The organism is Clostridium arbusti SL206, from assembly GCF_000246895.1.
Lineage (GTDB): Bacteria > Bacillota > Clostridia > Clostridiales > Clostridiaceae > Clostridium_I > Clostridium_I arbusti.
The window spans coordinates 14,940-28,087 of record NZ_BAEV01000049.1 but is presented as its reverse complement, the minus strand read 5'-3'; the positions used below and the strand labels follow the sequence as shown (position 1 = coordinate 28,087).

9 protein-coding genes are annotated in these 13,148 nt (G+C 32.7%); 8 read left to right on the top strand and 1 reads right to left on the bottom strand.

What is annotated here, in order from left to right:
- Window positions 1-519: 519 nt before the first annotated feature.
- From RH99_RS10250 to RH99_RS10220, 8 genes are all read left to right on the top strand, one after another.
- On the top strand, window positions 520-2,016 hold the full coding sequence (locus tag RH99_RS10250; RefSeq protein WP_010237426.1) for a nitrogenase component 1: 1,497 nt from the start codon (window positions 520-522) through the stop codon (window positions 2,014-2,016).
- 60 nt (window positions 2,017-2,076) lie between these two features.
- Window positions 2,077-3,465 carry a nitrogenase component 1 gene (locus RH99_RS10245; RefSeq protein WP_010237425.1) on the top strand — a complete coding sequence of 463 codons (1,389 nt, stop codon included), beginning with the start codon at window positions 2,077-2,079 and terminating at the stop codon, window positions 3,463-3,465.
- A 206-nt stretch (window positions 3,466-3,671) separates the two neighbouring features.
- A complete protein-coding gene (locus tag RH99_RS10240; protein ID WP_010237423.1) occupies window positions 3,672-5,177 on the top strand; it encodes a nitrogenase component 1 in 1,506 nt (501 codons plus the stop codon).
- A gap of 90 nt (window positions 5,178-5,267) precedes the next feature.
- Window positions 5,268-6,773, top strand: a complete 1,506-nt coding sequence (locus RH99_RS10235) for a nitrogenase component 1 (RefSeq protein ID WP_010237421.1) — start codon at window positions 5,268-5,270, stop codon at window positions 6,771-6,773.
- A gap of 88 nt (window positions 6,774-6,861) precedes the next feature.
- Window positions 6,862-8,187 (top strand): nitrogenase component 1, encoded by a 1,326-nt coding sequence (locus RH99_RS10230; protein ID WP_010237417.1) that lies wholly within the window; start codon window positions 6,862-6,864, stop codon window positions 8,185-8,187.
- A gap of 151 nt (window positions 8,188-8,338) precedes the next feature.
- On the top strand, window positions 8,339-8,461 hold the full coding sequence (locus RH99_RS19910) for a hypothetical protein (protein WP_279373943.1): 123 nt from the start codon (window positions 8,339-8,341) through the stop codon (window positions 8,459-8,461).
- A gap of 592 nt (window positions 8,462-9,053) precedes the next feature.
- Entirely contained in the window at window positions 9,054-9,932 is an 879-nt protein-coding gene (locus RH99_RS10225; RefSeq protein WP_010237415.1) for an SPL family radical SAM protein, read from the top strand.
- Between the two features lie 406 nt (window positions 9,933-10,338).
- On the top strand, window positions 10,339-10,527 hold the full coding sequence (locus RH99_RS10220; protein ID WP_010237413.1) for a hypothetical protein: 189 nt from the start codon (window positions 10,339-10,341) through the stop codon (window positions 10,525-10,527).
- Between the two features lie 37 nt (window positions 10,528-10,564).
- Here the strand turns inward: RH99_RS10220 and RH99_RS10215 are convergent, their stop codons facing one another.
- Window positions 10,565-13,120, bottom strand: coding sequence for an FprA family A-type flavoprotein (locus RH99_RS10215; protein ID WP_010237410.1), 2,556 nt, complete (start codon window positions 13,118-13,120; stop codon window positions 10,565-10,567).
- Between the last annotated feature and the right edge of the window lie 28 nt (window positions 13,121-13,148).

The following is a 13,148-nucleotide window of genomic DNA, read 5'->3' as shown; positions in this document are numbered from 1 at the left end:
TTAACGTAGTATGATTCAAAATAGACTAGCATACTGACTAGTTATTTATTTGAATGTGCCTAAAGGGGGAGTATACATGAATATGAATCAATGCAATTCAGCTAAATGCGAGGCTTAGATTTAATTAGGCATATGAAAATAAATAACCAGTCAAAGATACGACGTATATTATGAATCATACAAGGAAACAGGTTCTGATGATAGTGGTGCTATCAGAGGGTTCTGTTAACGTAGTATGATTCAAAATAGACCAGTATACTGACTAGTTATTTATTTGAACATGCCTTATGTAGTAAGGGAGTGATATATATGCAACAATGCAATTAATTGAAAGATACATATAGGTGTTATTGATTAGACTAAATAGGATAAAATATGAAACTTCTTAATTAAATTTAACTCTAATTCGGCAATTAATCTAGAAGAATGATCATATTGATTAATCTAATTGTAATCTCATAACTGGATGACAATTTAAGCTAATTAATTGCCGAATCTGAGTTTTCAAGGAGGATTTTTATGAAACTTAATTTGGATAATTCTATAGTACAAACTCGTGAAGAAAGACTTGGAACTATCATTTCATGGAAAACTGGCAAGGCTTCAGAAATTTTAAGGGATTCTGAATATACCTGTGCAGGATGCAAGGATAACGGAGGGAAAAAACTATGTGAAGTCAGAGGACCTTTTAGCCAAGGCTCTAAGTGCAGCGAGGAAATGGTAGAATGTCAGCACGGGAACGTGAGAGATGCAGTTATGATTCAGCATTCACCTATTGGCTGTGGAGCGGGTCAAGTATTATGTAATTCATTATACCGTAATGGTCTTGCCATAAGAGGATTGCCAGTAGAAAATGCTAAAATTATTAACACAAATCTAGATGAAACTGATATGGTATTTGGAGCACTTAAGAAATTAGAACAATCTATAAGGGATGCTTTTAATAGACATCATCCTAAAGTGATTTTTGTAGCAACTTCCTGTGCTACAGGAATTATTGGAGAAGATATAGAAAGCGTAACAAATAGATTACAGAAGGAACTTAAAATTCCTGTGGTTCCCACCTACTGTGAAGGCTTTAGATCAAAACATTGGACTACAGGTTTTGACGCCGCCTATCATGGGATTTTGAGACAGATAGCTCGTAAAAATCCTAAGAGACAGGAAGATTTAGTAAATGTAATCGATCTTTGGGGAGAAGACATATTTACACCTATGCTTAGAGAACTTGGACTTAGAGTTAATTATGTTGTAGACCTAGCTACAGTATCGGATTTAGAACAAATGTCAGAAGCAGCCGCTAGTGTTTCATTTTGCTATACCTTATCTTCTTATATGTCTGCTGCTTTAGAACAACAATTTGGAGTGGTAGATGTCAAAGCTCCTCAACCTTATGGAATTCTTGCCACAGATGCATGGATAAGAGAACTTGGAAGGGTTACCCATAGAGAAGAAAGAGCAGAAGCTTATATAGAAAAAGAACATAAGAGAATAGGAAAAAGATTAGGAGAGCTTAGAAAACTACTTAAAGGCAAAAAAGGATATGTAGCTACAGGATCTTCCTATGCTCATGGAATTATTGCAGTGCTTAGAGATCTCGAGGTGGAAATAGACGGTTCACTTACATTTCATCATGAACCAATATTTGATGGTGCTGATGCTGATAAAAAAGATTCATTAAAATTCTTAGTGGATAATTACGGAGACGTTTCGAAGTTTAGTGTGAGTAATGGTCAGCAGTATCAATTTTATGGACTGCTTAAAAATATAAATCCTGATTTTATTATTATAAGACATAATGGACTTGCTCCTCTAGCCTCAAGAATGGGTATACCGGCAGCACCTCTTGGAGATGGACATCATGCTGTAGGTTATCAGGGAATTATAAATTTAGGAGAAACTATTTTAGAGATACTTGCACGTAAAAAATTTCATCAGGATTTATCTGAAAATGTGGAATTACCTTATACAGATTGGTGGCTTAATCAGAAAGATCCTTATGTGCTCGCAAAGTAAAAGATATATAAGATTAATATATCTTATAAACATTAATTAAATACAAAAGGAGTTAGAATAATGGCTATCTCAAAAACAAAATATATAGAAGGTACTGTAGGGGAATGTGAAGCATTAAAGAAGACAAATTCTATTGAACAGGTTAGATACGGCTGTGCACTTGGTGCTATACATAGTGTTTTTGCCATTCCAAGAGTGATACCAATTACTCATTGTGGTCCAGGTTGTGCTCAAAAGCAAGTTACCGCTATATCTTTCAACAATGGATTTCAAGGAGGAGGTTATGGTGGAGGTGCTGTAATACCAAGTACAAACCTTAATGAAAAAGAAGTGGTATTTGGGGGAGAAAATAGATTAAGAGAGTTAATTGAGGCTACCTTTAAAATTTTAAAAGCAGATTTATTTGTGGTTATGACAGGCTGTATTCCAGACACCGTGGGTGATGATGTAGGGGCTGTAGTAGGTGAATTCCAAAAGAAAGGACTTCCTATTGTATATGCAGAAACAGGGGGATTTAAGGGTAATAATTTCACTGGTCATGAACTTGTTACTGAGGCTATTATAGATCAGTATGTAGGTGATTATGATGGACCCAAAGAAGATGGGCTTGTAAATGTATGGTCTCTACTCCCATATCATAATACATTTTGGAAGGGTGACCTTACAGAAATAAAGAGAATTTTAGAGGGTATAGGACTAAAGGTCAATATTTTGTTCGGAAATAAAAGTGATGGGGTTTCAGAATGGAAAAATATTAAAAAAGCACAGTTTAACCTGGTTTTATCTCCATGGCTGGGGCTTAAGACCGCAGAACACTTAAAAGAGAAGTACCATCAACCTTATCTTCATATTCCTGTAATTCCTATAGGAGCAAAGGAAACCAGCAGCTTTTTAAGAAAAGTGGTGGACTTTGCAGGGCTTGATAGAGGTAAAGCTGAGAGATTTATTGAGAGTGAGAGAAAAGAATATTATAATTATTTAGAAGGATTTTCTGATTTTTATGCAGAGTATTTTTGGGGACTCCCAGCAAAGTTTGCAGTTATAGGGGATAGTGCCTATAATTTGGCTGTGACAAAGTTTTTAGTGAATCAATTGGGAGTAATACCTGCAGAGCAGATTATTACGGATAATCCACCCGAGAAATATAGAAATCTCATTGTGGAGGAATATAAAAATATAGCTGAAGATATCTCTATAGACGTGGAGTTTGAGGAGGACAGCTATCGTATTCATGATAAGATAAGAAAAATGGATTTTGGCAATAAGCCACCTATTATTTTTGGTACTACTTGGGAGCGAGATTTGGCAAAAGAGCTAAAGGGACATATAGTGGAAATAGGGTTTCCAGCCTCCTATGAAGTAGTTATATCAAAGTCCTATGTTGGATACAGAGGCGCCCTTACTTTACTTGAAAAAATATATACGACTACAGTAGGAACCAGCGCGTAGAGTTTTAAAATAAGTCGACTAGATACACTAGAGATTTAGATCCTAAAAAATTAAGGATTTAGATTTCTAGTGTATTTTTATATATTCAATTAAATAAGAGATTGTTAAATTAACTCAAAAACATATGAAAAACAATGGTAGGTTATAAGTGCTAAATTTTAAATTGGCAGATAATTTAAAAATAATTGGTATAAAGGGGGATTATTATGAAAATTAATTTAGAAATACCTGAAGTGGCCATTAGGGAAAAGAGACTGGGCTCTATTACTGGCTTTTGTGGTACTGCAGAAGGATTGGTTAAAACAGCCAGATGCGGAAAGCTTAAAGAAGAAAATCGAAGCTTTAGCCAATGGGCTGGCTGCAGTGTAGGTAAAGCTCTATGTCAGCTTTCTATGATACAGGATGCAGTAGTAATACAGCATGGTCCTATAGGTTGTTCAGGGGAATTCTCTATGTTTGGTTTTGTAAACAAAGTAGGGCAAAGACAAAGAAATCTTACTGTAAAAAATATTAATGCAGTAAGCTCAAATCTACAGGAAAAGGATACTATCTATGGCGGAGGAGCGAAACTTAGAAAAACCATAAAAGAAGTATTCGATAGATTTAATCCAAAAGCAATATTTATAACCACTTCCTGTGCTTCAGGTATCATAGGAGATGATGTGGAGTCCATTGCAGACAAAGCTGAAAAGGAATTAGGTATACCAATAGTGTATATTTCCTGCGAAGGATTTAAATCCAGAGTATGGACTACGGGATTTGATGCTGCTTTTCATGGAATTCTTAGAAAAATAGTTAAGCCACCAGTGGAAAAGAAAAAAGAACTTGTTAACATAATAAGCTTCTGGGGAAGTGATGAATTTTCATATTTATTAGAGAAAATAGGACTAAAACCAAATTATATAGCTCCTTTCTCTACAGTAGAGCAATTATCAAAATTATCAGAAGCAGCAGCAACAGCACAAATATGTTCTACTCTAGGGACTTATCTTGCAGCAGGATTAGAACAGGAATATGGAATTCCAGAAGTGAAAGCTTCGCAGCCCTATGGTATAACTGGAACTGATGCATGGTTCAGGGAACTTGGAAAAATAACTGGAAAAGAAAAGGAAGTGGAAGAATTAATAAAATCTGAGAAGGAAAGAATAGCACCTCAGCTGGAGGAGCTAAGAAGAAAATTAAAGGGCAAAACAGGCTATGTTACTGCAGGAGCTGCCTATGGTCATATTATTTCTACACTACTAAATGAATTAAATATAGATGTAGTTGGAGCTTGTGTATATCATCATGATCCTATTTATGATAATGGAGATGTAGAAGCAGATACTTTGAATTTTGTGGTTAAAAGCTATGGTGATATACCAAATTATGATGTATCTAATAAACAATCTTTTGAATTTGTAAATGCCCTAAATAAAATAAGACCTGATGTATGCATAACAAGACATCCGGGAATGGCAATATGGGGAATAAGGCTCGGTATACCAACACTGCTTTGGGCAAATGAAAATCTTAGCTTTGGTTATCAGGGACTAATTAATTTTGGAGAAAGAGTTGCAGATTTGCTGGAAAATGATGAATTTGTAAAAAATATTGCAGATCATTCAGAACTACCTTATACAGATTGGTGGATGAATCAGAATCCTTATTCTTTTCTAGGAAGTAAAGCCAATGACAAAAATAAATTACACAAACATCATGTGGAGGTATAAATGTGTTAAATACATCTAATTGAAAAAGGGTGAATCAATGATTCTATAAAAATTTGGACTTACCTCGAAGGGGATAAGGAGGGGACTACTATGAAAATTAATTTAGAAATACCTGAAGTGGCCATTAGGGAAAAGAGACTGGGCTCTATTACTGGCTTTTGTGGTACTGCAGAAGGTTTAGTTAAAACAGCTAGATGTGGAAAACTTAAAGAAGAAAATCGAAGTTTTAGCCAATGGGCTGGCTGCAGTGTAGGTAAAGCTCTATGTCAGCTTTCTATGATACAGGATGCAGTAGTAATACAGCATGGTCCTATAGGGTGTTCAGGGGAATTTGCAAAGTTTGGATTTGTAAATAGAGTTGGGCAGAAGGAAAGAGATTTTACTGTAAAAAATATTAGTGCAGTAAGTTCAAATCTAGAGGAGAAAGATACCATATATGGGGGAGGAGTAAAACTTCGAAAAACTATAAAAAAGGCTTTTGATAGATTTAATCCCAAAGCAATATTTGTAACTACTTCCTGCGCTTCGGGTATTATAGGTGATGACATAGAATCCATTGTAGAAAAGTCAGAAAAGGAATTAGGTATACCAGTAGTCTATATCTCCTGCGAAGGATTTAGATCCAGAGTATGGACTACCGGATTTGATGCTGCTTTTCATGGAATTCTTAGAAAAATAGTTAAGCCTCCAGTGGAAAAGAAAAAGGATGTTATTAATATAATAAACTTTTGGGGAAGTGATGTATTTACAAATTTATTTAAGAAAATAGGATTAAAAGCAAACTATATAGTTCCTTTTACTACTGTAGAACAATTATCAAAATTATCAGAGGCAGCGGCATCAGTTCAAATATGTTCAACCCTTGGTACTTATCTCGCAGCAGGTCTAGAACAGGAATATGGAGTTTTAGAAGTGAAAGCTCCTCAACCCTATGGTATAGCGGGTACTGATTCCTGGTTTAGAGAACTTGGGAAAGTAACTGGCAAGGAAAAGAAAGTAGAAGAATTAATAAAATCCGAAAAGGAGAGAATAACCCCGCAGCTAGAGGAATTAAGAAGCAGACTAAAAGGTAAAACAGGATATATTACTGCAGGAGCTGCTTATGGTCATATTTTTGCTACTTTATTAAAAGAGCTAAATATAAATGTAATTGGAGCTAGTGTATATCATCATGACCCTGTTTATGATAACAGAAGCGAAAGTACAGATACCTTAGGACATGTAGTTAAAAATTATGGGGATATACCTAATTATGATGTATCAAATAAACAATCTTTTGAATTTGTGAATGTCCTTAATAAAATAAAACCTGATATATGTATAACAAGACATCCAGGAATGGCAATATGGGGAGTAAGACTTGGTATACCAACACTACTTTGGGCAACTGAAAATCTTAGTATTGGTTATCAGGGATTAATTAATTTTGGAGAGCGAATTTTAGATTTAATTGAAAATGATGAATTTGTAAAAAATATTGCAGAGCATTCAGAGCTGCCTTATACGGATTGGTGGATGAATCAGAATCCATATTCTTTTTTAGGAAGTAAGAATAATACAAAAAATAAATTACACAAGCATCATGTTGAGGTATAAGTATGTATTAAATACACATATAATGACGGCGTATAATAGCTAGTAATTATATAAATAAAAATTATTATAATTTTAGGGGGAAAAATCAATGCCAGAGATAATTGAACAACCAAGATATGTGTGTGCTATAGGAGCACAGCAAACTGTTTTAGCTATAAATAAAGCAATACCAATTCTTAACTCTGGACCAGGCTGCAGTGAAAAAGTTTTTAGTGCTGTAAGTTTCAATTCTGGATATCAAGGAACTGGTTATGCTGGAGGAAGTACTGTGCCTTGTACTAACACATCGGAAAAAGAAGTTGTATTTGGAGGAGAGGACAGATTAAAAGAGGTAATAGATGGAAGCCTTAAGATTTTAAAAGGAGATTTATTTGTAGTACTGACAGGGTGTACTTCTGACATTATAGGTGATGATGTAGGTCAGGTAGTTTCTGAATATCAAAAAAAGGGAGTACCTATAGTATATGCAGAAACTGGCGGCTTTAAGGGAACTAATTATGTAGGACACGAATTAGTAATTAATGCAATTATAAATCAGTTCATTGGCGATGTTAAGCCAAAGGTTAAAAAGGGATTAGTTAATGTTTGGTCTGTAATACCTTATCAGGATCCATTTTGGGCGGGAAATTTAGCAGAGATTAAACGTCTATTAGAGGGAATAGGACTTCAAGTAAATATATTATTTGGACCAAAAGCTAAAGGTGTAGAAGAATGGAAAACTATTCCTGATGCTGAATTTAACATAGTTTTATCACCTTGGGTGGGGCTCAAAACAGCAAAATTACTAAAAAATAAGTATGGAACTCCATATTTATATTATCCTACATTTCCCATAGGAGCTAAACAAACCACGGATTTTTTAAGGAAAGTAACTGAATTTGGAGATTTAGATAGGGATAGAGCAGAAAATTTCATAAAGGAAGAAGAGAAAAATTATTATTACTATTTACAGAGATCAGCAGATTTTTTTGTAGAATTTCGTTATGATTTAGTCCATAGCTTTTTTACCATTACGGACTCATTCTATGCTCTTGGTATCAATAAATTTTTAATAAAGGAACTTGGACTTGTACCAGGTCAGCAGTATATTACTGAGGATACACCTAAAGAATATAAGGAGCTTATAAAAAGTGAATTTGAAACCACTTCAAAAGCTATTTCAGCAGAAATAATATTTGAAACGGATGGTGGAAAAATTCATGATGGCATAAGAAATTATAACCACAGAAATCATAAACCATTAATTATAGGAAGCTTTTGGGATAAGGATATAGTTTCTGAACTGAAAGGTTATGGGTTAGACTTATCCATTCCAATACTTAATAGTCTTATACTGGATAAGAATTATGTGGGTTACAGTGGTGCTTTAACTTTAACTGAAGACATATATAATAACATTCTACATGCTTATTAGAGGCTGAGAATAAGAGAAAAGTCTTATGAAATTAGTGGGAGTACAAACTTCCACTAAGTAAGATTCATTTGTACTTTGAATTAATAGTAAACATATTGACTAAGTATATATTATTTGATTATATAATTTTATTAAAACAGGAGGTAGAATAATGGTTGATTTGGAAGATGATTGTATAAGAACTTATAGCAAGTTTAAGGGAGGTGTTTATAATAATGGCAATATTATTTTTATTTATAAAGGCAATAAAGAAGAAGTTATATTTAGTGGATAGATAATAGAACAAATTAATCTATTAATATTCTTTAAAACAGAGAGGCTCACAGAATAATATACTTCATTAAATATAAATTAAATATATATGAAGAAACATAAGATAAAAGTTGTGAGATTAGAAAAATATATGTATATTCAAAGAATTATAAAGTTAAATCCACTAGGAATCTGAATACTTTATTTTAAAGTATGGGGTTTCTAGTGGATTTTTTAGATTTAGTCATATGAAAATAAATAGTAAGTCAAAGATGCCACGTATATTTCTGATGTGTTTCTTATTATTAACTATGACATAGTGTTGTCATGTTTTCTGGTGTATAATTCTTTCTATATGATTTTATGCAGATAAATATATTGTTTTAAATTATATATATTTTGCTTGATAAAAATATTAATAAGGCATGTGAAAATAAATAGTAAGTCAAAGATGCGACGGATATTTTGAATTGAGCAAGGAAGCAGGTGACCATGATAGTGAGCTATCTGAGGGTTCTGCTGACGCAGTAGGATTCAAAATAGGCTAGCATACTGACTAGTTATTTATTTGAATATGCCTAAGATGAATTTATGATCAATGAGGAGCTTATAATATGGATTTTATCCCCGCTAAAAGTATAGTAACAAGAACGAAGAATGACTATTGGTTTGGAAAAGATTATAATATGAACATTTACAAAGGCTGTTGTCATGGATGTATATATTGTGATAGCCGTAGTAATTGTTATGGTGTTGATAATTTTGATACTGTAAGAGTAAAAACAAATTCCATAGATATAATTAGGAAGGAATTGAAAGGTAAGATTAAAAAGGGCGTTATTGGTACAGGCGCTATGTCCGATCCTTATAATCCCTTTGAAAAGCAATATAAGCTTACAAGGCAAGCTTTAGAACTAATTAATACATATGGATTTGGGGTTGCTATTGATACAAAGAGCACTCTTATAACAAGAGATATTGATATATTAAAGAGAATAAATGAACACTCACCTGTTATTGTAAAAATAACTATTACGACTTGTGAGGATGAGTTATGCAAAATTATTGAACCAAATGTAGCACTTTCATCAGAAAGATTTGATGCAATTAAACAATTAACTGATGAAGGTATTTATGCCGGGGTTCTATTGACACCTGTGCTACCATTCTTGGAAGATAATTCAGATAATATTAAAGGAATTATTCGTCTTGCTCATGAAAATGGAGGCAAATTTATTTATTCCAATCTAGGTGTTACATTGAGGCAAAATCAAAGAGAATGGTATTATAAAAAATTAGATGAATACTTTCCAGGGCTTAGAGAAAAATATATAAAAGGCTATGGATACTCTTATGAATGTAGATCGCCATATTACAAGGAATTATGGAAGTTATTTAAATGCGAATGCAAAAAATATGGGCTGATTTATGGAATGGAGGAGATTGTTAAGACATATCAAAGAGAACGTTATAATCAGCTGTCAATGTTTTAATGTAAAAAGTTTCATAAAACCAATAAATTTAGAAGAATTATACAGAGAAGATAATAGAATTTGAATACTATTATATATGTTGCAATAAATTATATTCATTATAGAATTGCTAATTTGTTTAGATCTAATCTATTGATTATTATTAATGTATAATTTTAATTTCAACTTATATTAATAAAAACAATTATTTTTTATAGTTGACTATTCAACTATATTGGCGAAAATTGAAAAAAGTTAATATTTATTACATATTATTGGGAATTTTTTAATGAAAATGTTTAATGAGTAAAAAAAAATAAAAAATAACGTTTACAGATATCATTTTAATACTAGTAAAAATTCTATTTATATAGTAGAATTATAATATCAAAATTATAAACAACAAAACTAAAGGAGTGAATTAAAAATGGATAAAATAACAACAGTAGAAATTAATGAGCATTATGGAGATACTATGGAAGCTTTAGAGGATAATGGATATGAAGAAGCTGAAAATGAATTAGTAACTAAAAAAGGTAAATATTATAAAATTGCAAACGTAAACAAATTTAACACATGGATTTATGATATTAAATTAGAAGAAGTAGAAAAGTAATTAAAAGTGAGGAATAAAATTCCTCACTTTTTGTTTTTTATATTATAAGTCCTTCGGAAAGAGCTTCATTCATAGTTTTGCCTTCTTCCATTGCAAGAATAAGCTTACCACCCTCTGTAGTATCACCTATTAAATAACCTCCTGCAAAGACATCTTTCTTAAAGAATAAAGTCTTTATTTTTTCACTTGAATCATCTGCAATCTCTACTTTCTTACCATCCTTTGGTGAGATTTCTCCAAGGGATAATACAGAAGTATTTAATGCATTGAAGATTACAGAGGATACGAAGTCTTCAAATTTAACATGGTCGCCAACTGCATTAGCACCAGCTGTTTTACCCATTTGCACAGCAGCATTCCAGTTGCCATAGACTGTGCCACTAAATTCAGCTACATCACCGCAGGCATATATATCTTTTTTATTTGTCTCCATATTCTCATTTACAAGTATACCTCTATTAGTTTCTATACCAGCTTTTTCAGCAATTTCTTTATTTGGAATTATTCCTACAGAGAATAGAACTAAATCTGCATCTATAACTCTACCACTCTTTAAAGATACACCAGTAACATTTTTGTCACCAAGTATTTTAACAGCACATTCATCAAGTACTACATCTATACCTGATTTATCTGAAATCTGTTTAAATACTTTGCCGCCAGCTTCATCTAGTTGTCTAGGTAAAAGTCTTGGAAAACATTCAATAACGGATACATTTATGCCAGACTTTTTCATTTCCCAAGCAGCTTCAAGACCAAGAAGACCGCCACCTACAACTACTGCATTTTTTATTTGTGGCAATTTATTTTTTATAGAATTAGCATCATCTAAGGACTTTAAAGTGTAAACTCCGTCCTTATCAATGCCTTCTATGGAAGATGGAATAAGGTTTCTGCTTCCATTTGCAAAAATTAATTTATCGTAGAATTTTTCAGAGTCATCTTCAAGCAGTACTTTCTTTTCTTCAGGTTTTATAGCTTTTATTTTTGTGCCTAAAGTTAATGTCACATTATTCTCAGTATACCAATTTTCAGGTGCTACATAGAGTTTATTGTCTGGAACAGCCTGACTTAAATAATCTGAAAGTTCCGGTCTATAGTAGGTTCTGTATTTTTCCGCAGACACTATCTCAATATCAGCAGCCGTATTTCTTTTTCTTATAGCTTCAGCAGCATAGAAACCAGCAGCACCATTTCCGATTATAAGGAATTTTTCTTTCTTATCTGAAGCAAAGGTTACATCATCATCTTTTACTTCTATAAATTGATCCTCATCAGCACCACATACTGGGCAGACTTTAGGCGGTTTATTTCCTTCAAATACAACTCCACATACAAGGCATTTCCATTTTTTTGTTTTACCTTGTTTTTTTGTTTTTACACCATTACTAAGATGTTCTTTAATTTTTTCACCGAAGCTTTCACCAAATTTATAAGCAGAGATAAACTCTTCCTCTGAAGGCTTAAAGTTTACTTTTAATCCTGGAGTTAAAACATCAAGTCTTAATTCCTTAAGTCTTCTTTCAATATTTGGAACTGCTTCACCACTCCAACCATAGGATCCAAAGGCAGCAGCAATTTTCCCACCATGAATTATTGGATTTAATATGTTAAGAAGATCTAAAATAGGCTTAAGTGCGTCACTATTAATAGTAGGAGAACCAAATAACACACCACCAGCTTCTGTAATCTTTTTTATTACGTCATCTTGTTCATTGTATATTACATCTAGTAATTCTACATTAAAATTGCCGGTTGCCTGTATTCCTTCACTTATTTTTTCTGCTAGAGATTTTGTGTATCCATAGGCAGAAACATAGCAAATAACAACTTTTTTAGGATCTAAAGTATTTTCAGAAGCCCATTTTTTATATAGTTCTATTACTTTCTTATGATTTTTTCTTAAGATTGGTCCATGACCTGTGCAGACGAAATCAATAGGTAGATCCTTTATCTTTTCATAGGCTCTAAGTACATAAGGCTTAAATGGCCCCATAATTCCATCAAAATAATACTTTAATGCCTCAAGATAATCCTCATAATTTTCTATTTTATCGTCAAACATTTCTTCAGAGCAATAATGACATCCAAAGGAGTCACAGGTTATTAGTGTTTTATCCTCAGGGATATAAGTATACATTGAATCGGGCCAATGAAGAAGTGGAGCTGAAATAAATTTAAGAGTTTTGCCACCTAAATCTATAGTGTCTCCATCTTTTACTTCAATATAATCAAAAGGACGATTTACAATACCCTTTAAGAATTTTATGGCAGTAGAAGAACCTACTACTTTTGCATTTTTGGATATTTCAAGAATCTTTGCCACAGAGCCTGCATGGTCTGGTTCGGTATGATCAACTATAATATAGTCGATATTTGCAATATTAACATTTAGAGATTCTAATCTTTCTAGGTATTCATCAAAGTATTTTTCTTTAACAGTTTCAAATACAGCTGTTTTATTTTCACCTTTCACTACATAGGAATTATAAGTTGTTCCAAAAGGTGTATACATTATAATATCAAATATCCTTAAACCAGGATCTAATGCACCTACCCAATAAATATCTTTTTTAACTTCAAGGGCTTTCATAGTATCACTCCTCTTTTATAAATATAGA